General features: G+C 57.5%; 23 protein-coding genes and 1 tRNA gene. 18 read left to right on the top strand and 6 right to left on the bottom strand.

The annotated features are described in order from the left end of the window. Positions 1-95: 95 nt before the first annotated feature. The 10 genes from plsY to ureG all read left to right on the top strand — a co-directional run bounded on the left by plsY (position 96) and on the right by ureG (position 7912). Complete coding sequence (gene plsY / locus ACOTX1_RS20495; RefSeq protein WP_003862548.1) at positions 96-710, top strand: glycerol-3-phosphate 1-O-acyltransferase PlsY; 615 nt, start codon at positions 96-98, stop codon at positions 708-710. Positions 711-802: 92 nt separating this feature from the next. Continuing rightward, on the top strand, positions 803-2269 hold the full coding sequence (locus ACOTX1_RS20490; RefSeq protein WP_023314872.1) for an MFS transporter: 1467 nt from the start codon (positions 803-805) through the stop codon (positions 2267-2269). A 156-nt stretch (positions 2270-2425) separates the two neighbouring features. After that, positions 2426-3253, top strand: a complete 828-nt coding sequence (locus ACOTX1_RS20485) for an urease accessory protein UreD (RefSeq protein ID WP_003862554.1) — start codon at positions 2426-2428, stop codon at positions 3251-3253. 11 nt (positions 3254-3264) lie between these two features. Then, positions 3265-3567, top strand: a complete 303-nt coding sequence (locus ACOTX1_RS20480; protein ID WP_252055845.1) for an urease subunit gamma — start codon at positions 3265-3267, stop codon at positions 3565-3567. A 10-nt stretch (positions 3568-3577) separates the two neighbouring features. After that, on the top strand, positions 3578-3892 hold the full coding sequence (locus ACOTX1_RS20475; RefSeq protein ID WP_003862557.1) for an urease subunit beta: 315 nt from the start codon (positions 3578-3580) through the stop codon (positions 3890-3892). Next, positions 3885-5588: an urease subunit alpha gene (gene ureC, locus ACOTX1_RS20470; RefSeq protein WP_032667313.1), complete on the top strand. Its 1704-nt coding sequence runs from the start codon at positions 3885-3887 to the stop codon at positions 5586-5588. The genes ACOTX1_RS20475 and ureC overlap by 8 nt, the downstream gene beginning before the upstream one ends. Before the next feature lie 9 nt (positions 5589-5597). After that, positions 5598-6062, top strand: a complete 465-nt coding sequence (gene ureE / locus ACOTX1_RS20465) for an urease accessory protein UreE (protein ID WP_003862559.1) — start codon at positions 5598-5600, stop codon at positions 6060-6062. A gap of 9 nt (positions 6063-6071) precedes the next feature. Continuing rightward, positions 6072-6611 carry a HupE/UreJ family protein gene (locus tag ACOTX1_RS20460; protein WP_003862561.1) on the top strand — a complete coding sequence of 180 codons (540 nt, stop codon included), beginning with the start codon at positions 6072-6074 and terminating at the stop codon, positions 6609-6611. Next, positions 6611-7285 (top strand): urease accessory protein UreF, encoded by a 675-nt coding sequence (locus ACOTX1_RS20455; RefSeq protein WP_023314875.1) that lies wholly within the window; start codon positions 6611-6613, stop codon positions 7283-7285. The genes ACOTX1_RS20460 and ACOTX1_RS20455 overlap by 1 nt, the downstream gene beginning before the upstream one ends. A gap of 9 nt (positions 7286-7294) precedes the next feature. Next, entirely contained in the window at positions 7295-7912 is a 618-nt protein-coding gene (gene ureG, locus ACOTX1_RS20450) for an urease accessory protein UreG (RefSeq protein ID WP_022651876.1), read from the top strand. A gap of 87 nt (positions 7913-7999) precedes the next feature. Here the strand turns inward: ureG and tsaD are convergent, their stop codons facing one another. Continuing rightward, entirely contained in the window at positions 8000-9013 is a 1014-nt protein-coding gene (tsaD, locus tag ACOTX1_RS20445) for a tRNA (adenosine(37)-N6)-threonylcarbamoyltransferase complex transferase subunit TsaD (protein WP_023314876.1), read from the bottom strand. 236 nt (positions 9014-9249) lie between these two features. Here tsaD and rpsU point away from each other — a divergent pair, with 236 nt between their 5' ends. From rpsU to rpoD, 3 genes are all read left to right on the top strand, one after another. Then, positions 9250-9465, top strand: a complete 216-nt coding sequence (rpsU, locus tag ACOTX1_RS20440; RefSeq protein ID WP_001144069.1) for a 30S ribosomal protein S21 — start codon at positions 9250-9252, stop codon at positions 9463-9465. A gap of 115 nt (positions 9466-9580) precedes the next feature. Next, the gene (dnaG, locus tag ACOTX1_RS20435; RefSeq protein WP_003862574.1) at positions 9581-11326 is read left to right on the top strand and encodes a DNA primase; all 1746 of its coding nucleotides are present in this window, start codon (positions 9581-9583) and stop codon (positions 11324-11326) included. Positions 11327-11478: 152 nt separating this feature from the next. Further along, the gene (gene rpoD / locus ACOTX1_RS20430; protein WP_006812010.1) at positions 11479-13323 is read left to right on the top strand and encodes an RNA polymerase sigma factor RpoD; all 1845 of its coding nucleotides are present in this window, start codon (positions 11479-11481) and stop codon (positions 13321-13323) included. 100 nt (positions 13324-13423) lie between these two features. Here the strand turns inward: rpoD and mug are convergent, their stop codons facing one another. After that, positions 13424-13930 carry a G/U mismatch-specific DNA glycosylase gene (mug, locus tag ACOTX1_RS20425; RefSeq protein WP_003862577.1) on the bottom strand — a complete coding sequence of 169 codons (507 nt, stop codon included), beginning with the start codon at positions 13928-13930 and terminating at the stop codon, positions 13424-13426. A 124-nt stretch (positions 13931-14054) separates the two neighbouring features. Between mug and ACOTX1_RS20420 the strand changes: the two genes are divergently transcribed. Both ACOTX1_RS20420 and ACOTX1_RS20415 read left to right on the top strand, forming a co-directional pair. Further along, positions 14055-14130: transfer RNA gene (locus tag ACOTX1_RS20420), tRNA-Ile, on the top strand. 218 nt (positions 14131-14348) lie between these two features. Beyond that, a complete protein-coding gene (locus ACOTX1_RS20415) occupies positions 14349-15518 on the top strand; it encodes a DNA repair ATPase (protein ID WP_003862593.1) in 1170 nt (389 codons plus the stop codon). Here the strand turns inward: ACOTX1_RS20415 and ACOTX1_RS20410 are convergent, their stop codons facing one another. Continuing rightward, complete coding sequence (locus tag ACOTX1_RS20410) at positions 15519-16283, bottom strand: siderophore-interacting protein (RefSeq protein WP_023314877.1); 765 nt, start codon at positions 16281-16283, stop codon at positions 15519-15521. Between the two features lie 145 nt (positions 16284-16428). Here ACOTX1_RS20410 and ACOTX1_RS20405 point away from each other — a divergent pair, with 145 nt between their 5' ends. Continuing rightward, positions 16429-16923: a PadR family transcriptional regulator gene (locus tag ACOTX1_RS20405; RefSeq protein ID WP_022651881.1), complete on the top strand. Its 495-nt coding sequence runs from the start codon at positions 16429-16431 to the stop codon at positions 16921-16923. Here ACOTX1_RS20405 and ACOTX1_RS20400 read toward each other — a convergent pair. Next, a complete protein-coding gene (locus tag ACOTX1_RS20400) occupies positions 16920-18479 on the bottom strand; it encodes a methyl-accepting chemotaxis protein (RefSeq protein WP_022651882.1) in 1560 nt (519 codons plus the stop codon). The genes ACOTX1_RS20405 and ACOTX1_RS20400 overlap by 4 nt on opposite strands. A gap of 239 nt (positions 18480-18718) precedes the next feature. Further along, positions 18719-20239 carry a methyl-accepting chemotaxis protein gene (locus tag ACOTX1_RS20395; RefSeq protein ID WP_023314878.1) on the bottom strand — a complete coding sequence of 507 codons (1521 nt, stop codon included), beginning with the start codon at positions 20237-20239 and terminating at the stop codon, positions 18719-18721. Positions 20240-20661: 422 nt separating this feature from the next. Between ACOTX1_RS20395 and ygjG the strand changes: the two genes are divergently transcribed. Further along, positions 20662-22041 carry a putrescine aminotransferase gene (gene ygjG / locus ACOTX1_RS20390; RefSeq protein WP_022651884.1) on the top strand — a complete coding sequence of 460 codons (1380 nt, stop codon included), beginning with the start codon at positions 20662-20664 and terminating at the stop codon, positions 22039-22041. Positions 22042-22126: 85 nt separating this feature from the next. Here ygjG and ACOTX1_RS20385 read toward each other — a convergent pair whose 3' ends face one another. After that, positions 22127-22729, bottom strand: coding sequence for a helix-turn-helix domain-containing protein (locus ACOTX1_RS20385; protein WP_023314879.1), 603 nt, complete (start codon positions 22727-22729; stop codon positions 22127-22129). A 42-nt stretch (positions 22730-22771) separates the two neighbouring features. On the opposite strand from ACOTX1_RS20385, the gene ACOTX1_RS20380 reads away from it, so the two are divergent. Beyond that, positions 22772-23461: a B3/4 domain-containing protein gene (locus ACOTX1_RS20380; protein WP_023314880.1), complete on the top strand. Its 690-nt coding sequence runs from the start codon at positions 22772-22774 to the stop codon at positions 23459-23461. The last annotated feature ends 25 nt before the right edge of the window (positions 23462-23486 follow it).

The raw sequence follows: 23486 nt of genomic DNA, 5'->3' as shown, positions 1-23486 counted from the left end.
GCTTTTTGGCTAAACCGGATACCACTTCCGGCGAATTATGCGTATTATCCACAGATGCTGAGAATACAGATACATTTTCAAAACGGAACAGCGTTATGAGTGCAATCGCGCCTGGAATGATTATCCTCGCCTACCTTTGCGGCTCAATCTCCAGCGCCATTCTGGTCTGCCGCATCGCCGGGTTGCCTGACCCGCGTGAAAGTGGTTCCGGGAATCCGGGGGCGACCAATGTACTACGAATTGGCGGCAAGGGAGCAGCCGTAGCGGTTTTGATTTTTGACGTTCTGAAAGGAATGCTTCCCGTATGGGGCGCGTATGCGCTCGGCGTCACACCCTTCTGGCTGGGGCTGATAGCCATCGCCGCCTGCGTCGGCCACATCTGGCCTGTTTTCTTTGGTTTTAAAGGCGGTAAAGGCGTGGCCACTGCGTTTGGCGCAATTGCGCCGATCGGCTGGGATCTCACCGGCGTGATGGCGGGCACCTGGCTGCTGACCATCCTGCTGAGCGGTTATTCGTCGCTGGGCGCCATCGTCAGCGCACTGATCGCCCCGTTCTATGTCTGGTGGTTTAAACCGCAGTTTACCTTCCCGGTGTCGATGCTCTCGTGTCTGATCCTGTTGCGCCATCACGACAACATTCAACGCCTGTGGCGTCGTCAGGAAACGAAGATCTGGACGAAGCTCAGACGTAAAAAGAAAGACGCTCAGTAAACCGTTCGTTATGCCTTATAACCAAATGTGATTTTTGTCACCTTCTGCCTGTGGTAACTGTTAGAGACACAACACAACCACACAAAAAGAAAATGGCAGAAATCACAGATTCAACTCCCCTTCCAGCGGCAGCAAACACCCCGGATGGCGACATCAGGTGGGTACGCAGCGCATCGGACGTTTCACGTCTCGTTAATGACGGCTCTCAGGGCCGGGCCAATGCCCGCATCGTGGTCGGTATCGCGCTCGGGGGAATTTTTCTCGATGCCTACGATCTCGGCGCGCTGGCATTCGGCATCAAAGACATCACCCGCGAATTTAACCTGACGCCCGCCGGTACCGGCATGGTGGCTTCAGCCATTACGTTTGGCGCGATTGTCGGGGCGCTGCTCGGCGGCTATCTTACGGATAAAATCGGGCGCTACCGCGTCTTTATGGCCGATATGGTATTCTTTGTCGTTGCCGCTATCGCCTGTGCGCTGGCCCCGAACGAATATGTGCTGGCGGGCGCGCGCTTTGTGATGGGTCTTGGCGTTGGGATCGACCTTCCCGTCGCGATGGCGTTTCTCAGCGAGTTCGCCAGACTGAAAGGCCCGGGGAATAAAGCCTCCAGCGTCGCGATGTGGTGTCCCACCTGGTATGCTGCCATCAGCATCTCTTATCTTCTGGTGCTCTTCTTTTACGCCGTACTGCCGGAAAGCCACAGCGACTGGCTCTGGCGTCTGATCCTTGGCTTTGGCGCGGTGCCCGCGCTGGTGATTATCGCCATCCGTAGCCGCTATATGAGCGAATCCCCGGTCTGGGCGGCGAATCAGGGCAATCTGAAGGAGGCGGCGTCTATCCTGCGGCAGTCTTACAACATTAATGCCCACGTACCGCAGGATGCGCTCGACCAGCCCGCGCCTGTTGTGAACAAGGCAAAATGGTCGAACTACCTGAACCTGTTCCGCGGTATCTATCTGCGGCGTACCACGCTCGCCACGCTGCTGTCAGTCGTCTCCTCGTTCGCCTATAACGCCGTAGCCTTTGGCCTGCCGGTGATCATCTCCAGCTTCTTTGTGCAGTCGATGCTGACCACCATTCTGATCTCGCTGGCGCTTAATCTGCTGTTCGCGTTTGTCGGCGGGCTGCTGGCGGTGCGCTATGTTCCGCGCTTCGGCGCATGGCGGATGTCACTGGCGGGTTATGCGTGCCAGCTGGCGGCGCTGCTCGGCCTGGCGCTGATTGGCCGCCCTGACGGGGCCACGGAAGGCGTGGTCGCCGTCGCGATGCTGGCGCTGTTCCTGTTTGGCCAGGGTTTTGGTCCGGGTGCGCACACCATGACGTTTGCCTCTCTGAGCTACCCGACCTCGCTGCGCGGTGTGGGTGTGGGGCTTAACCAGACGCTGATGCGCAGCAGTTCAACGCTATCACTGTTTCTGTTCCCGCTGCTGGTCGCCTCGCTGGATACCGCCGTGTTCTGGGTGATTGCGCTGGCGCCGTTTATCGGCCTGGCCTCGCTGCTGGCGATCCGCTGGGAGCCGTCGGGGTATGATGTGGATGCAGAGGATTATCGCTAGCCTTTCTTGCCGGGTGGCGCTGCGCTTACCCGGCCTACATTACTGAAACCGGCTCACATGAGCCGGTTTTTTTATCCATAAGCGACTCATATGACAGCCTTCATTTCCGCCAGGGCATACTGAAACGTATCCCGATAGTGCGGAAGTGGAAGCACCATGTTAGCAACTCAGGTCACTGATAATTCATACAAAGGCTGGCAGGCCTCGCTTGCCCTCCAGTTTTGTCATACCCCTGAGAAAACCCTCCTCCATTCCGCGCGTCACACCGGGCCACTTACCGTTCAGCGTCCGTTTTATCCCGAAGGGGAAACCTGCCACCTTTACCTGCTGCACCCGCCAGGTGGAATTGTGGGCGGGGATACGCTGGATATTTCCGTGCGGCTCGACGCCAAAAGCCATGCCCTCATCACCATGCCCGGCGCCAGCAAGTTCTATCGCAGCAGCGGCCCGCTGGCCTGCCTCAGTCAGCATTTTTACCTCGACGAAGAGGCCACGCTGGAGTGGCTGCCGCAGGACACCATTATTTTCCCCGGCGCTAACGCCGCGCTGCGTTCCGTCTTTCACCTGCACGCCACCAGCACGCTGCTGGCGTGGGAGCTGTACTGTCTGGGCCGTCCGGTGATAAACGAAACCTTCAGCCAAGGCACGCTGGAGAGCCGCCTTGAGGTGTGGGTGGATGGCGAGCCGCGTCTGATTGAGCGACTGCATCTCAGCGGTGGCGATCTGACGCCCGTCGCGGACCATCCGTGGGTCGGCACGCTGCTGTTCTATCCGGCCCGGGAAGCACATCTCGACACGGTGCGCGAGCGGCTCGCCCCGCTGGAAAACTTTGGCGGGGCGACGCTCACCGACGATCTGCTGTCGGTGCGTTTTCTCTCGCACGACAACCTGATTTGTCAGCGGGTGATGCGCGATATCTGGCAGTCGCTTCGCCCGCTTTTAACCCCCAAAACCGCCTGTTCGCCGCGCATCTGGCAGACATAAAGAGAAACGCTATGGAACTGACTCCCAGAGAAAAAGACAAGCTGTTGCTGTTCACCGCCGCGCTGGTTGCCGAACGCCGCCTCGCGCGCGGGGTAAAGCTCAACTATCCGGAATCGGTCGCGCTGATCAGCGCCTTTATTATGGAAGGCGCGCGCGATGGCGAAGCCGTCGCCTCGCTGATGGAAGCCGGCCGCCACGTCCTGACGCGCGATCAGGTGATGGAGGGCGTACCGGAGATGATCCCGGATATTCAGGTGGAAGCCACCTTCCCGGACGGATCCAAGCTCGTCACCGTCCACAACCCGATCGTGTAAGGAGCGCGTGATGATCCCAGGTGAATACCGGATCCAGTCCGGCAACATTGCTCTCAACGTCGGGCGCGAAACCCGAAGTGTGATAGTGGAAAACCACGGCGACAGGCCGATCCAGGTGGGATCGCACTATCACTTTTACGAGGTCAACCCGGCGCTGAAGTTCGATCGCGAGGCCACCCGAGGCTACCGGCTGAACATCCCGGCGGGCACCGCTGTGCGCTTCGAGCCCGGCCAGAAGCGGGAAGTGACGCTGGTGCAGGTGACGGGCGCACAGCGCATTTTCGGTTTTCGCGGCGAGATCATGGGCGAGGTGAAACATGGCTGAGATTTCACGCCAGGCGTATGCCGATATGTTCGGCCCCACGACCGGGGATAAAGTGCGGCTGGCCGACAGCGAACTGTGGATCGAAGTAGAAGACGATCTCACGATCTACGGAGAAGAGGTTAAATTCGGCGGCGGAAAAGTGATCCGCGACGGCATGGGACAGGGGCAGATGACCGCCGACGACTGCGTGGATCTGGTGCTCACCAACGCGCTGATCGTCGATCACTGGGGGATCGTGAAAGCGGATATCGGCGTAAAAAATGGGCGGATCTTCGCCGTCGGCAAAGCCGGAAACCCGGACATTCAGCCCGGCGTGACGATCCCGATTGGCGCAGCAACGGAAGTGATCGCCGCCGAAGGCAAGATTGTCACCGCTGGCGGGATCGACACCCATATCCACTGGATCTGTCCGCAGCAAGCGGAAGAGGCGCTGGTCTCTGGCGTCACCACCATGATCGGCGGCGGCACCGGGCCCGTGGCAGGTACAAACGCCACCACCTGCACGCCGGGGCCATGGTATATCGCCCGCATGTTGCAGGCTGCCGATACGCTGCCGGTGAATATTGGCCTGTTGGGTAAAGGGAACGGCTCCAACCCGGACGCGCTGCGCGAGCAGATCGCGGCAGGTGCCATCGGGCTTAAGATCCACGAAGACTGGGGTGCGACGCCTGCGGCCATCAACTGCTCGCTGGAGGTCGCTGAAGAGATGGATATCCAGGTGGCGCTGCACAGCGACACGCTGAACGAGTCCGGTTTTGTCGAAGATACGCTGGCCGCCATCGCCGGGCGCACCATCCACACCTTCCACACCGAAGGGGCGGGCGGCGGCCATGCGCCAGATATCATCACCGCCTGCGCGCACCCGAATATTCTGCCCTCCTCCACCAACCCGACGCTGCCCTACACGGTCAACACCATCGACGAGCACCTGGACATGCTGATGGTTTGCCATCACCTCGACCCGGATATCGCCGAGGACGTGGCGTTTGCCGAATCCCGCATTCGCCGGGAGACCATCGCCGCCGAAGACGTGCTGCACGATATCGGCGCGTTCTCACTCACCTCGTCAGATTCACAGGCAATGGGCCGCGTGGGGGAAGTGATTATCCGCACCTGGCAGGTCGCGCACCGCATGAAGGTTCAGCGCGGCGCGCTGCCGGAAGAGACCGGCGATAACGACAACTTCCGGGTGAAGCGCTATGTCGCCAAATACACCATTAACCCGGCGCTGACCCACGGCATCGCCCATGAAGTGGGCTCGATTGAGGCGGGCAAGCTGGCGGACCTGGTGGTCTGGTCCCCGGCGTTCTTCGGCGTCAAGCCCGCCACCATCGTCAAAGGTGGGATGATCGCCTGCGCACCGATGGGCGATATCAACGCCTCGATCCCCACGCCGCAGCCGGTGCATTACCGCCCGATGTTTGGATCGCTGGGCGCCGCGCGCCACGCCACGCGGCTGACGTTTGTCTCGCAGGCCGCCAGTGCGAACGGCATCCCGCAGCAGCTCAACTTGCAGAGCGCCACGGCGGTGGTGAAAGGCTGCCGGACGGTGAAAAAGGCGGACATGATCCACAACGCTCTGCAACCGAACATCACCGTCGACTCGCAAACCTACGAGGTGCGCGTCGACGGCGAACTGATTACCAGCGAACCGGCTGACGTTCTGCCGATGGCACAACGCTATTTCCTGTTTTGAGGAGTGATGATGATTTATCTGACCCAACGCCTGGACCACGCACACCCGACTACCGCCAGCGTCACGCTGCCGATTGACGTGCGGGTGAAAAGCCGCGCCCGCGTGGCCCTGAACGACGGTCGCGAAGCCGGGCTGATGCTGCCGCGCGGTTTGCTGCTGCGCGGCGGCGATCTGCTGACCACCGACGACGGCAGCGAGGTGATCGAAGTGATCGCGGCCCCGGAGTCGGTTTCCGTGGTGCGCTGCGCCGATCCGTTCCTGCTCGCCCGCGCCTGTTACCACCTGGGCAACCGTCACGTGCCGCTGCAAATTATGCCCGGCGAGCTGCGCTACCACCACGACCACGTTCTTGACGACATGCTGCGTCAGTTCGGGCTGGAGGTGACCTTCGCCAGCCTGCCGTTTGAACCGGAAGCGGGGGCTTACACCAGCGATGCCCACAGCCATGGCCACTCCCACGCTCATTCACATTAAGGACTCATCATGCGCAAGTATTTACCACTGTTTCTGCTGGCCTTTTCCGTTCCGGCGCTTGCCCATCCGGGCCACGGGACCGACAGCTTCCAGGCCGGATTTCTCCATCCGCTGACCGGGCTGGATCACCTGCTGATGCTGACGGGGGCTGGCGTGCTGTCCGCCCTGAGCGGCCGCAAGCTGCTGCTGCCGTTAGCAACGCTCGGCATGATGCTTGCTGGCGCCGTTGCGGGCAGCCTGCTCGGCGGTTTTAGCGGCATGGAAATGCTGATTATCGCCTCGCTGGCGGTCTGCGGCGTAATGATGTTCAAGACTGAAAATCGCCTGCTGCTGGCGGTGCCAGCCCTGGCGATGTTCCACGGCTGGGCGCACGGCGTGGAGATGTCCGGCCACAGCTTCTGGCTCTTCACCAGCGGGTTTATGTTAGCCAGCGCCACGGTGCTGTGCGCCAGTTTCGCCGCAGGCTTGCTGCTGCGCCGTCACGACGGCCTGCGTAAAACCTTCGGCGGCGGGCTGATCGTCTCTGCCCTGCTGGCGCTGATGAGCTGATGGAGCACGCCCGCCAGCGGCTGCGCCTGATGCAGCTCTCCAGCAGTAGCCTGCCGGTCGGATCGTTTACCTGGTCGCAGGGGCTGGAGTGGGCCGTTGAGGCCGGGTGGGTCACGGACGCTGAGGCCTTCAGGCGCTGGCAGATCCAGCAGATGGAGCAGAGCTTTTTCTGCGTCGACCTGCCGCTGTTTATCCGCCTTTATCGTGCCTGCGAGAAGCAGGACGTCGCGACAGCAAAACGCTGGACGGCATACCTGCTCGCCTGCCGGGAAACGCGCGAGCTGCGCGATGAAGAACGCAACCGTGGCGCGGCCTTTACGCGCCTGATTAAAAGCTGGGAACCCGCCTGCCCGCCAGAATGGTTGCCGCTGTTGACGCAGAGCCAGCTCTGCGGTATGGCGTGGCTCGGCGTGCGCTGGGGCATTAGCGCGCGCGAGCTGGCGCTGAGCCTGGGCTACAGCTGGATTGAGAGCGCGGTGATGGCGGGCGTCAAGCTGGTGCCGTTTGGGCAGCAGGCCGCACAACAGCTGATTATCGACCTGAGCGACCATTTTGCCGCCGGGTTTGAACAGGCATTTTTACGTGGCGACGACGCGCTGGGGGCCGCTACGCCGCTGTCCGCCATCGCCTCCGCGCGCCACGAAACCCAATATTCACGACTATTCCGTTCCTGAGGAGTCAATATGGCTGATTACAAACATCCCCTGCGCGTTGGCGTGGGCGGCCCGGTAGGGTCGGGCAAAACCGCCCTGCTGGAAGCGCTCTGCAAGGCGATGCGCGATACCTATCACCTGGCGGTGGTGACTAACGATATCTACACCAAAGAGGATCAGCGCATCCTGACCGAGGCGGGTGCGCTGGAGCCAGAGCGCATCGTGGGCGTGGAAACGGGCGGCTGTCCGCACACCGCCATCCGCGAAGATGCCTCAATGAACCTGGCGGCGGTGGAAGCACTCAGCGAGAAGTTCGGCAATCTGGATCTGATCTTCGTCGAAAGCGGCGGGGATAACCTGAGCGCGACCTTCAGCCCGGAGCTGGCGGACCTCACCATCTACGTCATCGACGTGGCCGAAGGGGAAAAAATCCCGCGCAAGGGCGGGCCGGGGATCACCAAATCCGATTTTCTGGTGATCAATAAAACCGACCTCGCGCCGTACGTGGGGGCGTCGCTGGAGGTAATGGAACGCGACACTAATCGCATGCGCGGCGAGCGTCCGTGGACCTTTACCAACCTGAAAGCGGGAGACGGTCTGGGAACGATCATTGCGTTTCTGGAAGAGAAAGGGATGCTGCGGGTGTAGTGCGGGTTATTGCCGGGTGGCGGCTTCGCCTGACCCGGCCTACGGTTTTGTAGGCCCGGTAAGCGCAGCGCCACCGGGCAAAAAAACTCACGCCTCCGGCAGCTCCGCCAGCGGCCAGCGCGGACGCACGGACACGCTCAGGTCAGCCGTTGCGCCAGCGTTCAGGCGCACCATCCCGGCGTAGGCGATCATCGCCCCGTTATCGGTACAAAATTCAGGACGCGCGTAGAACACTTCCCCACGACGCTTTTGCATCATCTCTGCAAGCTTCGCGCGCAGCGTACGGTTGGCGCTCACGCCGCCTGCCATCACCAGGCGCTTAAAGCCGGTCTGATCCAGCGCGCGTTTGCACTTGATCATCAGCGTATCCACCACCGCATCTTCGAACGCACGAGCGATGTCGGCACGCGTCTGCTCTCTGTCGTCGTTATTGCGGATGGTGTTCGCCGCGAAGGTTTTCAAACCGGAGAAGCTGAAATCCAGCCCCGGACGATCAGTCATCGGCCGTGGGAAGACAAAGCGCCCTTCCGTGCCCTGTGCGGCCATTTTCGAGAGCATCGGGCCGCCCGGGTAATCCAGCCCCAGCAGCTTGGCGGTTTTGTCGAAGGCTTCACCGGCTGCATCGTCAATTGACTCGCCCAGCAGCTCATACTTGCCAATACCCGTTACGCTGATCAGTTGGGTATGACCACCGGAAACCAGCAGCGCCACAAACGGGAACGCTGGCGGATTGTCTTCCAGCATCGGCGCCAGAAGGTGCCCTTCCATATGGTGAACCGGAATGGCCGGAACATCCCACGCGAAGGCCAGTGAACGCCCTACCGTTGCGCCGACTAGCAGCGCGCCGACCAGGCCCGGTCCTGCGGTATAGGCCACGGCATCAATATCTTTTGCACTCAACCCGGCCTCTTTCAGCGCCGCCTGGATCAGGGGAACCGTTTTACGCACGTGGTCACGAGAGGCCAGTTCAGGCACGACGCCGCCGTAGTCAGCGTGCAATTTCACCTGACTATACAGTTGGTTGGCCAGAAGCCCTTTTTCGTCGTCGTAAATCGCGATGCCGGTTTCATCGCAGGATGTTTCAATACCCAGTACACGCATGACTTGTTTTACCTCGTTTCAATACCGCGCAGTGTAGAGCCTGGGCGGATTGTTGTAAAACTTTGTTCGCCCCAGGAAGAAGCCTCGTGTATACTCCTCACCCTTATTAAAGTCCCTTTCAAAATCGCATCGGTGCTTTACAAAGCAGCAGCATTTGCAGTAAAATTCCGCACCATTTTGAAATAAGCTGGCGTTGATGCCAGCGGCAAACCGAATTTATTAAAGGTGAGAGTTACATGCCGGTAATTAAAGTACGTGAAAACGAGCCGTTCGACGTAGCACTGCGTCGCTTCAAACGTTCATGCGAGAAAGCAGGTGTTCTGGCTGAAGTTCGTCGTCGTGAGTTTTATGAAAAACCAACGACCGAACGTAAGCGCGCTAAAGCTTCCGCTGTGAAACGTCACGCGAAGAAACTGGCTCGCGAAAACGCACGCCGTACTCGTCTGTACTAATCTGTTGAGGGCCACAGCCCTCAATTGACAGACAGAGTTGTAGTCGTAAGGCCGTGCTTCCGGAAGGAATGCGCGGCTTGTTTTCGTTTATAAGTCGCTTAAATTTTTGGGGCATATGGCCGGAAGAATCCCACGCGTTTTCATCAATGACCTGCTTGCCAGAACCGACATCGTCGATCTCATCGACGCGCGGGTGAAGCTAAAAAAGCAGGGCAAGAACTACCATGCGTGCTGTCCGTTCCATAACGAAAAAACCCCCTCTTTCACCGTAAACGGTGAAAAGCAGTTCTACCATTGCTTCGGCTGTGGCGCACACGGTAATGCCGTCGATTTTTTGATGAACTACGACAAGCTCGAGTTCGTTGAAACCGTCGAAGAGCTGGCGGCGATGCATAACCTTGAAGTGCCGTATGAAGCGGGCAGTGGGCCAAGTCAGATCGAGCGCCATCAGCGGCAAACGCTGTACCAACTGATGGATGGCCTGAATTCGTTTTACCAACAGTCTCTTAAGCACTCTGCGGCTGAGCCTGCGCGTCAGTATCTGAACAAGCGCGGACTGAGTGACGATGTGATTGCGCGTTTCGCTATTGGTTACGCCCCGCCCGGCTGGGACAACGTGTTAAAGCGTTTTGGCGGCAATAGCGAAGATCGTAAATCCCTCATCGACGCAGGCATGCTGGTCACCAACGACCAGGGACGAAGCTACGACCGCTTCCGTGAACGGGTGATGTTCCCGATCCGCGACAAGCGTGGCCGGGTGATAGGTTTTGGTGGTCGCGTGCTGGGTGATGCCCTGCCGAAATACCTTAACTCCCCGGAAACCGATATTTTCCATAAGGGCCGCCAGCTTTACGGTCTTTATGAGGCACAGCAGGATAATGCGGAACCTCCGCGTCTTCTGGTCGTCGAAGGCTATATGGATGTTGTTGCGCTGGCGCAGTACGACATTAACTATGCCGTTGCGTCGCTGGGAACGTCCACCACGGCGGACCATATCCAGCTGCTGTTCCGCGTCACCAACAACGTGATTTGCTGTTACGACGGTGACCGCGCAGGACGCGACGCCGCCTGGCGAGCGCTGGAAACCGCGTTGCCGTATATGACCGACGGGCGTCAGTTACGCTTTATGTTCCTGCCCGACGGTGAAGACCCGGATACGCTGGTGCGTAAAGAGGGCAAAGCGGCGTTTGAAGCGCGGATGGAGCAGGCTCAGCCGCTCTCCACGTTTCTGTTTAACAGCCTGATGCCGCAGGTTGATTTGAGTACCCCTGACGGGCGCGCGCAGCTCAGCACGCTGGCGCTGCCGTTAATCAGCCAGGTGCCCGGCGAAACGCTGCGCATCTATCTGCGTCAGGAGTTAGGCAACAAGCTCGGCATTCTGGATGACAGCCAGCTTGAACGTTTAATGCCGAAACAGGCTGAAAACGGCACGGTACGCCCCGCGCCTCAGCTAAAACGCACAACCATGCGTATACTGATAGGGTTGCTGGTGCAAAACCCCGAACTTGCTCCGCAAGTGCCGTCGCTGGCGGGTTTGAACCACGAAAAATTGCCCGGGCTTGGCTTATTTTCAGAATTGGTCAACACTTGTTTGTCTCAGCCAGGTCTGACCACCGGACAACTTTTAGAGCATTATCGCGGCACAAAAGAGGCCGCTACCCTTGAAAAACTGTCGATGTGGGACGATATAGCAGATAAGGATATCGCAGAAAAAACGTTCACCGACTCACTCAACCATATGTTTGATTCGATGCTTGAGTTGCGCCAGGAAGAGTTGATAGCTCGCGAGCGCACCCATGGCCTAAGCAGCGAAGAACGCCGGGAGCTCTGGATGATTAACCAGGAACTGGCGAAGAAATAAAAAATTTAACGGCTTAAGTGCCGAATATCGATCGGGAAGCCCCCGGCAGCCGCACTGAGAGGCAGCGGCAAAAATATAAGTACGCCCTCGCTTTAAAGGTTGGCAGCCCATCGCCGACACCAATCAAACGAATTAAGTGTGGATACCGTCTTATGGAGCAAAACCCGCAGTCACAGCTGAAACTTCTTGTCCAACGCGGTAAGGAGCAAGGCTATCTGACCTATGCCGAGGTCAATGACCATCTGCCGGAAGATATCGTCGATTCAGATCAGATCGAAGATATCATCCAAATGATCAATGACATGGGCATTCAGGTGATGGAAGAAGCACCGGATGCCGATGATCTGTTGCTGGCTGAAACCTCCAACAACACTGACGAAGATGCGGAAGAAGCTGCTGCACAGGTCCTGTCCAGCGTGGAATCTGAAATCGGGCGTACCACTGACCCGGTCCGCATGTACATGCGCGAAATGGGTACCGTTGAACTGTTGACCCGCGAAGGCGAAATTGACATCGCAAAACGCATCGAAGACGGGATCAACCAGGTTCAGTGCTCTGTTGCCGAATACCCGGAAGCGATCACCTATCTGCTGGAGCAGTACGATCGCGTTGAAGCAGAAGAAGCGCGTCTGTCCGATCTGATCACTGGCTTTGTCGACCCGAACGCTGAAGAAGATATGGCGCCAACCGCCACTCACGTCGGTTCTGAGCTGTCTCAGGAAGAGATGGATGACGACGAAGACGAAGATGAAGAAGAAGACGACGACAGCAGCGATGACGACAACAGCATCGACCCTGAACTGGCGCGTGAGAAATTTGCCGAGCTGCGTACCCAGTACGAAGTGACGCGTGACACCATCAAAGCGAAAGGCCGCAGCCATGCCGCCGCTCAGGAAGAGATCCTGAAGCTGTCTGAAGTGTTCAAACAGTTCCGCCTGGTGCCAAAACAGTTCGACTACCTGGTGAACAGCATGCGCGTGATGATGGATCGCGTACGTACCCAGGAACGTATCATCATGAAGCTGTGCGTTGAACAGTGCAAAATGCCGAAGAAGAACTTCATCACCCTCTTCACCGGCAACGAAACCAGCGAAACCTGGTTCAACGCCGCTATCGCGATGAACAAGCCGTGGTCTGAAAAGCTGCACGACGTGAAAGAAGACGTACAGCGCGGCCTGCAAAAACTGCATCAGATTGAAGAAGAGACCGGCCTGACCATCGAGCAGGTGAAAGACATCAACCGTCGTATGTCCATCGGTGAAGCGAAAGCCCGCCGTGCGAAGAAAGAGATGGTTGAAGCGAACTTACGTCTGGTTATCTCTATCGCCAAGAAATACACCAACCGTGGCCTGCAATTCCTGGATCTGATTCAGGAAGGCAACATCGGTCTGATGAAAGCGGTAGATAAGTTTGAATACCGTCGTGGTTACAAGTTCTCCACCTATGCTACCTGGTGGATCCGTCAGGCGATCACCCGCTCTATCGCAGACCAGGCGCGCACCATCCGTATTCCGGTGCATATGATTGAGACCATCAACAAACTCAACCGTATCTCTCGCCAGATGTTGCAGGAGATGGGCCGCGAGCCGACGCCGGAAGAGCTGGCTGAACGCATGCTGATGCCGGAAGACAAGATCCGTAAAGTGCTGAAAATCGCTAAAGAGCCAATCTCCATGGAAACGCCAATCGGTGATGATGAAGATTCGCATCTGGGTGATTTCATCGAGGATACCACCCTCGAGCTGCCGCTGGACTCTGCCACCACCGAGAGCCTGCGTGCCGCTACGCACGACGTGCTGGCTGGCCTGACCGCCCGTGAAGCGAAAGTGCTGCGTATGCGTTTCGGTATCGATATGAACACCGACCACACGCTGGAAGAAGTGGGTAAACAGTTTGACGTGACCCGCGAACGTATCCGTCAGATCGAAGCGAAGGCGCTGCGTAAGCTGCGCCATCCGAGCCGCTCTGAAGTGCTGCGTAGCTTCCTGGACGATTAATCGGTCCTGAAATGAAAAAGCTCCCAATCGGGAGCTTTTTTTGTTTATTCCCTCTCCCTGTGGGAGAGGGTCAGGGTGAGGGCATCAGGCCGCAGAGGAGCTAAAGCCCCCTCACCACAAGCGCCTCATCAAGTTCCCGATACGCCTCCACCAGCTTGTCCAGCGTCGCCCTGTTCAGCCCGCTGGGGTTCGGCAACACCCAAACCTGCGTTACGCCAATGGTAATGTCCTGCTTACCCCACTTCACACCGCGCTGGCTGAACGCCTGCTCGTAGGCCTGCTTGCCGAGGATCGCCAGCGCCGCGGGCTGATAGTCTTCAATTTTCGCGATCAGCTCACGCCCGCCAGCGCGCAGCTCATGCAGATTCACTTCGCTCGCCTGCACCGTGGGTCGCTCGACCAGCATGGTGATGCCACAGCGCGTATCCAGCAGCTGCTGCTCTTCTTCCGGCTTAAGCTGTTTGTCGGTAAATCCGGCCTGGTGGATCACCTTCCAGAAGCGATTTCCCGGATGAGCAAAGTGAAAACCGGTGTGCGCCGATGACTTGCCCGGATTAATACCGCAGAACACCACCCGCAGGCCAGGGGCCAGAATATCGTTGATCATCTCTACTCCTGTCTATGCATCTTAAGAGAAGTATAAGGGATTGATTATGCGTTGTTTATAAAAACAGCAGGCAGGTGTGAATGGCTGGATTGCTGAGGGGAGTTACTTTATAATTCACCGCCACGGCCCCTTAGCTCAGTGGTTAGAGCAGGCGACTCATAATCGCTTGGTCGCTGGTTCAAGTCCAGCAGGGGCCACCAAATTTTAGCTTTAGAATCATCCAGTTAAGCCACTCGATTGAGTGGCTTTTTTGTAAGTAATCCACCACACGTAGCCCGGCCTGCCGCTTCCCCTCACAAACCCTAAAAACTAAAGAAATCCCCCATCGCGCCGATCATCATCCGTGTGTATTATTTCCTGTAGCTTTTACAACAACTAACCTTAACTCAAATACTTAAGCGCCAGAGCGAAAGGCATCATGAGCACACCGATCAAACGGCTAGAAATCATTAAAAATGCCATTGAGCTGGAAGATGACGACATCATCCGGAGCCAGTTGAAACGTCTCAAAGAGGAAGCCTTTGACGATGAACTCCTGTCCATCGTCGCGGCGCTTGAGCAGAAAAACTACACCGCAGCCCTTCGCGCTATCACCACCTGGCTGCAAAGCCAGCGCGCCGTTACCCCGTGGCGTGACCCGCAACTGGCGGCCAGCAAGCTGGAGCTAAAAGCCCTGGAAGAGCGTCTGCGCGATCTGATTGATCGTCGTAACGCCCGGGTACAGCAGCTTGACGAATTCAACGATCTCTATTTCTCCCGCCTCGGGCCGTTGATGCAGCAGATCCTCGCCCTGCGTAAAACGCTGGCGGAGCTTAACCTGCGTCGTCAGCAGGCGGAGACGCGTCGCCGGGAAGAGGATTACCGCCGCTGCCAGAGCTATATGGCGCAGGCCGTAGAGGTTCTGACAACGCTCACCCGGCGCTGGCGAGATCTGCCTGCGGATTCCGTTCAGGCGGCAGAGGCGCGCAAGCATCTTCAGCAGCAAAGTAATCTGATTGCCAACCTGCTGGCCGAAGCGATGGAGCTGGAGACCGGTTTAACGCGTGAAGAAGAGCCAGCACGTCAGGCGCGCGATGAGGCCAACGAAGAGTACAAGAAGTATCGCGAACAGCATCATGATGCCGAAGTGCGCCTGCGTAAAGGCAAGGATCTCTCTGAAGAGGATCGGAACGAGCTGAAGCGGCTCTGGCGTCAGGCGAGCAAGTTATGCCACCCGGATCTGGTTGCCGATGATTTAAAAGAAGAAGCCAACAGGATGATGGTGCAACTCAACCAGGCCAAACAGCGCGGCGACGTGAAGGCCATTCGCTTGCTGGTCGCCCGTCTGCAACAAGGGTTTGAACCGATGATGGCGAGCGACAGGCTGAACGACCTGGAACGTATTCGTAAAAAGATGGCGCAGGTGCGTGAGCAAATCGACACCCTGGTGAACGAGCTGGCAGAGCTGGAGAAAGAAGAGTCCTGGCTGCTCGTCTCGTCGCTCAGCAATATGGAAGCCTACTTTGCCCAGCAGGAGAAAGCGCTGAAAGAGGTATGCGCCTCGCTCGAACATCAGGTGAGCGAAGCGCAGCTGGATCCCGCTGCCTGATTATTTGGCGTGCCAGTACGCGCTGGCACGCACCAGCTGTGGGTCAATTGCGTCGGTTTCAAACTGACGGCTCAGGCATTTCACCCCCTTCCCCTCCCCGGTCAGCCAGATAAAGTAATCCTCTTCCGGCACGGCCAGCGCTGCAAGATGGTCGGCTACCGCCTGCTCGTTGTGGCCAATAACCCAGGTGATGTTGAACCCGCTCAGGTGCGCCAGATAGTCCTGGTACGTCGCATCGCCCACGGTGACGATGGCGTGGATCGCCGGGCGAACAGGCAGTTTTGCGATGCTTTCTAAACGGCGGCGCAGCGCGGGCATGCCCGACTCGTCGCACACGTACAGCTGCCAGGCGTAATCTTCCGGCACCACCAGCGAACCACGCGGACCGCCGATGGTCAGCTTGTCGCCCACCTTCGCCTCTGCCGCCCAGTTGCTGGCAATGCCACCATCATGAACGAAGAAATCGAGCGCCAGCTCATGTTTTTCGTCATCGTACAGCGGGGTATAGTCACGCGCTTGCGGACGCACGCCGTCGCCCCAGTCGATGCCTTCATCAGTCACCACAGGCGGCACGAAAGTGGTGCCCGGTGCCGGGAAAAAGACTTTGGTATGGTCGTCAAAGCCGTGAGAGCTAAAGCCCTCCAGCGCCTCGCCGCCTAGCACAATGCGCTGAAATCCTGCACTGACTCGCTCAGTGCGCATCACGTTCAGCTCACGAAAACGCAGGTCATTGCGGACACGTTGAGGGTAACGGGTAGATGCCATGTTGATGCCCTTCTCAGGTGAATACGATATATCGGAATGAATTTTTAATGATAATGATTGCTATTAACTCAGAAATCAAGATTTTTTAGATTGCATCTGAATATATCTTAGATATAGTTTAGATATATCAAATTGAGGAAGAAACATGCGACACGAACACGACGGCGGCGGACGCCGGCCACGATTTTTTGGTCATGGCGATCTGCGGCTGGTGATCCTGGATATCCTGACCCGCAACGCGAGCCATGGTTATGAGCTGATCAAAGAGATCGAGAACCTGACGCAGGGACATTACACGCCAAGCCCTGGCGTGATCTATCCGACTCTGGATTACTTGCAGGATCAGTCGCTTATCATCATTACCGAAGAAGAGAACGGCCGTAAGCGGATTGCGATTAACGCCGCCGGAGAACAGTGGCTGGAAGATAACCGGGAACAGCTGGAGCAGATCCAGACGCGTATCAAGGCGCGCTCCGTCGGTTTCCAGCTGCGCAAAAACCCGCAGATGAAGCGGGCGCTGGATAACTTCAAAGCGGTTCTGGATCTGAAGGTTAATCAGGGAGAGCTCAGCGACGCGCAGTTAAAACAGATTATCGGCGTGATTGACCGCGCGGCACTGGAGATCTCCCAGCTGGATTAAGCCAGCACGCCGTCGCTCACGCGGAACACGCGGACCAGCTCTTTCAGGTGCATGGCCTGTTCGTTAAGGGATGCCGCCGCCGCAACGGACTCCTCCACCAGCGCGGAGTTCTGCTGGGTGGTGGCGTCTATCAGGCCAATCGCGCTGTTGATCTGCGAGATGCCTTCCGTCTGTTCGTGGCTGGCCTGGCGAATCTCACGCAGGATGACGTCCATCTCCTCTACGTTGCCGACCATGCCGTTGATAAGCCCGCTGGCCTTCTCCACAAGGTTCATGCCGTCCTGCGTCTGGCTTGTGGAGCTTTCAATCAGCTGGCGGATCTCACTTGCGGATGTTGCACTTTTCTGCGCGAGCTGACGTACCTCGCCCGCCACCACCGCAAAGCCGCGACCATGCTCACCCGCGCGCGCCGCTTCGACCGCCGCGTTCAGCGCCAGAATATTAGTCTGGAAGGCAATGGCGTCGATCAGGTCGATAATGTCGGACATCCTGTTCGATGTTTCGTTGATCAGGCGCATCTTGCTGGTGACCTGCTTCATCATCTCGCCGTTGTTTTTGACCACAGCAGCCGCATCGGCAGACAGGTTCGTCGCTTCTCCGGTGTGGGACGCGGTATTCTTCACCGTGGCGGTAATCTGCTCCATCGACGCAGCCGTCTGTTCAACGGAACTGGCCTGCTCTTCCGTGCGGGCAGCCAGATCCTGGTTGCCCGCGACAATCTGCGCGGCGGCGCTGGAGATGTTTTCCGATCCGGTTTGCACCTGCTGCACAATCTCCAGCAGGCGCGTTTTCATCTCCATCAGTGCGGTGAGTAGCAGTCCGGTTTCATCTTTACCGTGCGAGGTAATGCTGCCGGTGAGATCGCCATCGGCAATGGCCTCCGCAAAATTCACCGCGTCGTTCAGCGGGCGGGTAATGGATCGCACAATGAACCAGCCAGTCAGGCTGGCTGCCGCGACGCTAAAAAGCGTAATCAGGATCAGCAGGAGACGATTGGTGCGGAAATCACCTTCCACCTGCTCGCCCGCACTCTGCATTTCATGATCCTGGATCGCAATCAACGCCTGCACTTTCGCTTTATAGGACTGTTGCAGGTTCAGGGTGTTGGTCATCATTTCGTTTATCGCGCCCGCACGGTCGTTATTCTGCACGGCCTGCAAAATGCGGTAGCGCGAGTCAAGATATTGCTGGCGCACGCCGTGGATATCGGCCAGCACCTGTTGGGATTTTTTATCCTTGAGAGCGTTGTCCAGCTCGCTCAGGATTGCGGCGATGCGCTCGCTGATCGCCTTCAGACGCTGCTCTGATTGCGCCGTGTACGTCCCCTGTTCGTCCAGCAGCATGAGTTGCTGCGTGCTGATAAATTCCTGGAAGTTGTCGATTAACTGGTTCGCTTTTACCGTCGTTGGATAATCGCTGGTAAGGATGGTTTGCATTCCATTGTTTGCCCGATTCAGGCTCATCAGAGACAAGCTTGCGCTGACGACCATCAGGACAATAAATAATCCAAACGCCAGAAATAATTTCGTGCCGATCTTTACGTCATGTATGAACATATTTACCCCATCGATGTGATTATTTCTCAGACGATCGCTGTTATCGACAGGAAACTCTCTAACTTTATGACTTTGATCGTTTTTTTATTTCTCACTTTCAATAAATCCGGGGCGTAACAATTAAAAATCGGGTGCTTTTTTTAGTTAATTAATATTTCATTAACAACATAACGTATTCTGAAAAACAAAAAAGCCGTTTACCCCGGAGGAATAAACGGCTTTATCGAAGCATGCATTTCTTAATGCAGCACGGTAACCGCATCTTCAAGACGTCCGGCCCGGTGCTTAACCATCGCGGAAATCTGCGCGCTCTCTTCGACCAGGTCAGCATTTTTCTGCGTAATGCTGTCCAGCTCTGCCACGGCACGGGTCAGCTCTGTCAGGCCTGTCGCCTGCTCGGAGGTGGCGTGGCTGATCTGCGCGATAAGCTGCGTGACGTTTTTCACCTGCTCGACAATATCATCCATGGTACGTCCCGCGGCGTGGACCTGATCGGCGCCCGACTGTACTTTGCTGGCGCTGGCGTCGATCAGCTTACGAATATCATTAGCTGCATTCGCGCTGCGGCTGGCAAGATGACGCACTTCGCCCGCCACCACCGCAAAGCCTTTCCCCTGCTCGCCCGCGCGTGCCGCCTCAACCGCGGCGTTCAGCGCCAGAATATTGGTCTGGAAGGCAATGTCATTGATAAGCGAGGTAATAGAGCCAATGCGCTGGGTACTGTCGGCTATGTCATCCATGGTTTTCACCACGGTCTGCATCACGGTGCCCCCCTGCGTGGCCGCGCTGCTGGCGGCCATCGACAGCTTGTCGACTTCGGCTGCGGTCTCAGAGTTACTCTGCACCGACGCCGCCATCTGGTTCATTGTTGCCACGGTCTGCTGAACGTTAGCCACGGTCTGGCGCGTGCGGTCGTTGAGATCTTCATTGCCCTGCGCCAGCCTGTCGCTGCCGTCGCGCACGCTCACCACCTGGCTGGAGACGTCGTTGATCAGCCAGCGGCACATCAGCCCCAGCTGTCCGACGGCCCGCAGCGTCAGCCCCAGTTCATCGCTGCGGCTAAGATGCTGCACGCTGTTACGCTCTCCGGTAGCGACCCTGAGCGCCTGCCGTGCGACGTTTTCCACCGGGCGGACAATCTGTTGTTCAAACACCAGGGTGCCAAGCAGCATCACCACGGCTGCCGCCACCAGCGAAGCCCAGCCCGCAGCACTGGCAACCAGCGTTGCGGCCATCACCGCAAAAAGTACCGCCATTACGCTGCGCACGCGCCAGCGCAGCGGCATCGCCGGTAATTTGCCGAGCCAGCCTTTGCGCACCACCAGCCCTTTATGAATGCGTTTTTTGCTACGTCCTTCGTTGAGCGCCTTATAAAGCGGCTCCACTGCGACGACCTCGTCCTCGGTGGCGCGGGTACGAATGGACATATAGCCCGTCATCTGGCCGTTACGCACCATCGGTACCGCATTGGCGCGTACCCAATAGTGATCGCCATTTTTACGTCGGTTTTTGACAATCCCGCTCCAGGGTTCGCCCTTTTGCAGCGTGTACCACATGTCGGCAAAAGCCGCTTTCGGCATATCCGGATGGCGCACAATGTTGTGCGGTTGCCCGAGCAGCTCCTGGAGCGTAAAGCCGCTCACTTGCACAAAGGTGTCGTTAGTGTGGGTCATGTAGCTGTGGAGGTCGGTGGTCGACATAAGCGTGGTGTCATCGTCCAGCGGATATTCATTCTGGGTGACATAGTCAGGAGAGGACATAGTGAGCATCCCTTGCAGGTTATTTGAATGTTAATTTTGTGGCTTATGTTTTTTCGGCGATAAAAAATTTATCTTTAGTTGTTAAATATGATTGAGATCGCAAATCTCGGTTAAACCGCACTTTTCGTGCGTTTTTCTAATTAATTGATTTAAAATACTTTCGAGACGAAACTACCTACAAAGCATGATCCCCCGGCGCACACTTAAGGCGCATTTCCTGCCCTGGGGTAGTGCAATTGACGACACCCCATCCCCGGCTCGTTATCCCTTATCCCGTGCGGCGCGCAATGGCATGATTAAATATTGTGCAAATTTGATTTCACCTGGCGTTTATCCCGATTTTTGTTAAGGCATCTGAGGTGGCGTAATCCCTGCAATAATTAACTCAGTATCATGTGATACGCGATCCCCGGGAGCATATTTTGAACAGGTTACCTTCCAGCGCCTCGGCTCTTGCCTGTACCGCGCACGCACTGAATCTCATTGAAAAGCGAACGCTTGATCATGAGGAGATGAAACAACTTAACCGTGAGGTCATTGATTACTTTAAAGAGCATGTGAATCCTGGTTTTCTGGAGTATCGCAAATCTGTTACCGCCGGCGGGGATTACGGAGCCGTAGAGTGGCAAGCGGGCAGTCTGAATACGCTTGTCGACACCCAGGGACAGGAGTTTATCGATTGCCTGGGTGGTTTTGGTATTTTCAACGTGGGGCACCGTAATCCAGTTGTGGTTTCCGCCGTACAGAATCAACTTGCGAAACAACCTCTCCATAGCCAGGAACTGCTCGATCCGCTTCGCGCCATGCTCGCGAAAACGCTGGCAGCCTTAACGCCCGGCAAACTGAAATACAGCTTCTTCAGCAACAGCGGCACCGAATCGGTCGAAGCGGCGATTAAACTCGCCAAAGCGTACCAGTCGCCACGCGGGAAATTTACCTTTATCGCCACCAGCGGCGCGTTCCACGGGAAATCCCTGGGCGCGCTGTCGGCGACCGCTAAATCCACTTTCCGTAAACCGTTTATGCCGCTGCTGCCGGGCTTCCGCCACGTACCGTTCGGCGACATCAACGCCATGCGCACCATGCTCGGCGAATGCCGTAAAACCGGCGACGACGTGGCGGCGGTGATCCTGGAGCCGATTCAGGGTGAAGGCGGCGTGATCCTCCCGCCGCAGGGCTATCTGCCCGCCGTGCGTCAGCTGTGCGATGAGTTTGGCGCGCTGCTGATCCTCGACGAAGTGCAGACCGGGATGGGGCGCACCGGCAAGATGTTCGCCTGTGAGCATGAGAACGTTCAGCCGGATATTCTGTGCCTGGCAAAAGCGCTCGGCGGCGGCGTGATGCCGATTGGCGCAACGGTCGCCACTGAAGAGGTGTTCTCAGTGCTGTTCGACAATCCATTCCTGCATACCACCACCTTTGGCGGTAACCCGCTGGCCTGCGCGGCCGCGCTGGCGACCATCAACGTGCTGCTGGAGCAAAACCTGCCTGCGCAGGCGGAGCAGAAAGGCGACATGCTGCTGGACGGCTTCCGCCAGCTGGGCCGGGAATACCCGGATCTGGTACAGGATGCGCGCGGGAAAGGGATGCTGATGGCGATTGAGTTCGTTGATAACGAAACCGGTTATAGCTTCGCAAGCGAGATGTTCCGCCAGCGGGTACTGGTGGCGGGAACGCTTAACAACTCGAAAACCATCCGCATTGAACCACCGTTGACGCTCACCATTGAGCAGTGTGAGCAGGTGCTGAAGGCGGCGCGTAAGGCGCTGGCGGCGCTGCGGGTGAGTGTGGAAGAGGCGTAAAAAAAGCCGGGTGGCGCTACGCTTTCCCGGCCTACAACATACTGCATATGCAAGCCCGGTAAGCGTAGCGCCACCGGGCTGCTTTTTATCGGTGAAACTCTGCCACCGTCATGGTGAAGCGAAGCACGGTATCGCTTTCATTGGCATAGCCGTGCGCCGCTTCCGTTTTCGCCACCGCCGACGCCCCGGCAGCTACCTGCGTTACCGTCTCGTCCACCGTCAGGGTTAACATGCCTTCGTTCACGTGCAGCAGCTCAAACGTTCCCGCCGGATGTCCCGGAGAGGTGAACGTTTCTCCCGGATGCATCTCCCACTGCCACAGCTCAATCATATCCGGGCCTGCGGTGCCTGCCAGCAATCTGGCGTAACCGCCCTGTGCGCCCTGCCACAGAACCGGGATCGCCTCTTCCTGAATAATGTGTATCTGCGGCTCGCTGGAGACGTTAACGATATCTGCCACCGAGACGCCAAGCGCGGCGGCCAGTTTACACAGAATGGCAATGCTGGGGTTGGCAGCCCCTTTTTCGATCTCTACCAGCATGCCTTTGCTGACGCTGGCGCGGCGAGAAAGCTCGTCCAGCGACAGTTTTTTCTCTTTCCGCCAGCTGCGGATACGGTTCGCGACGGCCAGGCTTACCTGGGCAACATCGGCACCCGCATCGGTCATTATATTGACTTTATCAGTCATTGGTCACTACCATGATATAAAACAGTCAATACAGGATTATTTATGTCTCTTGTAACACCGTCAATAGATTCGCGACTTGTCGGGATCGCGCCCGGCTTTCGGGCGCTGAGCATTCTGGTTGAAGCTGCCCCGATTACCCAACCGGAGGTTGCGCCCGCTGCGCTGGCGCAGGCCTGCCAGCAGATGCTCAATGATGATGTGCCCTGGGCAGAAAATCATCTCGCCGCCTGGGATGAGGTGTTTAAAGCCTTTGGTGCAAAACCCAAACGTACGCCCTGCTCGGCCTCGGCCCTGCGCAAGCGCGTGATGAGAGACGGTTCGCTGCCGACGCTCGACCCGGTGGTGGATATCTATAATGCCATCAGTATCCGCTACGCGATTCCGGTAGGGGGAGAAAATCTGGCGGCTTACTCGGGAGCGCCGCGCCTGACGCTGGCCGACGGCAGCGAGCCGTTTGATACCGTCAAAGAGGGTGAGCCGGTAGTCGAAAATCCGGAGCCAGGCGAAGTTATCTGGCGTGACGATCTTGGCATCACCTGCCGCCGCTGGAACTGGCGACAGGGGATACGCACGCGTCTGGACAGCCAGGCGCAGTCCATGTGGTTTATTCTCGAAAGCCTGCCGTCGATGCCGCTGGCGGCATTACAGGAAGCTGGCGATGAGCTGGTGAGCAATCTGCAAAAGCTGATGCCGGGCGCGACGGCGCGTATTCAGTTGCTGGAGCTGGCGTGAACAACGCCGGGTGGCGCTTCGCTTA

The sequence above is a fragment of the Enterobacter cloacae complex sp. IR5401 genome (assembly GCF_049238425.1).
Taxonomy (GTDB): Bacteria; Pseudomonadota; Gammaproteobacteria; order Enterobacterales; family Enterobacteriaceae; genus Enterobacter; species Enterobacter hormaechei_C.
This window is presented reverse-complemented; position numbering and strand designations above follow the sequence as displayed.

Bases quoted from the DNA above. Each gene is read 5' to 3' on its own strand.
- ACOTX1_RS20400 (WP_022651882.1), bottom strand. From the start codon at position 18,479: ATGTTCATACATGACGTAAAGATCGGCACGAAATTATTTCTGGCGTTT.
- ACOTX1_RS20415 (WP_003862593.1), top strand. From the start codon at position 14,349: ATGAGCACACCGATCAAACGGCTAGAAATCATTAAAAATGCCATTGAG.
- ACOTX1_RS20485 (WP_003862554.1), top strand. From the start codon at position 2,426: ATGTTAGCAACTCAGGTCACTGATAATTCATACAAAGGCTGGCAGGCC.
- ACOTX1_RS20460 (WP_003862561.1), top strand. From the start codon at position 6,072: ATGCGCAAGTATTTACCACTGTTTCTGCTGGCCTTTTCCGTTCCGGCG.
- tsaD (WP_023314876.1), bottom strand. From the start codon at position 9,013: ATGCGTGTACTGGGTATTGAAACATCCTGCGATGAAACCGGCATCGCG.
- ACOTX1_RS20455 (WP_023314875.1), top strand. From the start codon at position 6,611: ATGGAGCACGCCCGCCAGCGGCTGCGCCTGATGCAGCTCTCCAGCAGT.
- mug (WP_003862577.1), bottom strand. From the start codon at position 13,930: ATGATCAACGATATTCTGGCCCCTGGCCTGCGGGTGGTGTTCTGCGGT.
- ACOTX1_RS20380 (WP_023314880.1), top strand. From the start codon at position 22,772: ATGTCTCTTGTAACACCGTCAATAGATTCGCGACTTGTCGGGATCGCG.
- ureG (WP_022651876.1), top strand. From the start codon at position 7,295: ATGGCTGATTACAAACATCCCCTGCGCGTTGGCGTGGGCGGCCCGGTA.
- ACOTX1_RS20490 (WP_023314872.1), top strand. From the start codon at position 803: ATGGCAGAAATCACAGATTCAACTCCCCTTCCAGCGGCAGCAAACACC.
- ureC (WP_032667313.1), top strand. From the start codon at position 3,885: ATGGCTGAGATTTCACGCCAGGCGTATGCCGATATGTTCGGCCCCACG.
- rpsU (WP_001144069.1), top strand. From the start codon at position 9,250: ATGCCGGTAATTAAAGTACGTGAAAACGAGCCGTTCGACGTAGCACTG.
- plsY (WP_003862548.1), top strand. From the start codon at position 96: ATGAGTGCAATCGCGCCTGGAATGATTATCCTCGCCTACCTTTGCGGC.
- dnaG (WP_003862574.1), top strand. From the start codon at position 9,581: ATGGCCGGAAGAATCCCACGCGTTTTCATCAATGACCTGCTTGCCAGA.
- rpoD (WP_006812010.1), top strand. From the start codon at position 11,479: ATGGAGCAAAACCCGCAGTCACAGCTGAAACTTCTTGTCCAACGCGGT.
- ureE (WP_003862559.1), top strand. From the start codon at position 5,598: ATGATTTATCTGACCCAACGCCTGGACCACGCACACCCGACTACCGCC.
- ACOTX1_RS20395 (WP_023314878.1), bottom strand. From the start codon at position 20,239: ATGTCCTCTCCTGACTATGTCACCCAGAATGAATATCCGCTGGACGAT.
- ACOTX1_RS20475 (WP_003862557.1), top strand. From the start codon at position 3,578: ATGATCCCAGGTGAATACCGGATCCAGTCCGGCAACATTGCTCTCAAC.
- ACOTX1_RS20405 (WP_022651881.1), top strand. From the start codon at position 16,429: ATGCGACACGAACACGACGGCGGCGGACGCCGGCCACGATTTTTTGGT.
- ACOTX1_RS20480 (WP_252055845.1), top strand. From the start codon at position 3,265: ATGGAACTGACTCCCAGAGAAAAAGACAAGCTGTTGCTGTTCACCGCC.
- ACOTX1_RS20410 (WP_023314877.1), bottom strand. From the start codon at position 16,283: ATGGCATCTACCCGTTACCCTCAACGTGTCCGCAATGACCTGCGTTTT.
- ACOTX1_RS20385 (WP_023314879.1), bottom strand. From the start codon at position 22,729: ATGACTGATAAAGTCAATATAATGACCGATGCGGGTGCCGATGTTGCC.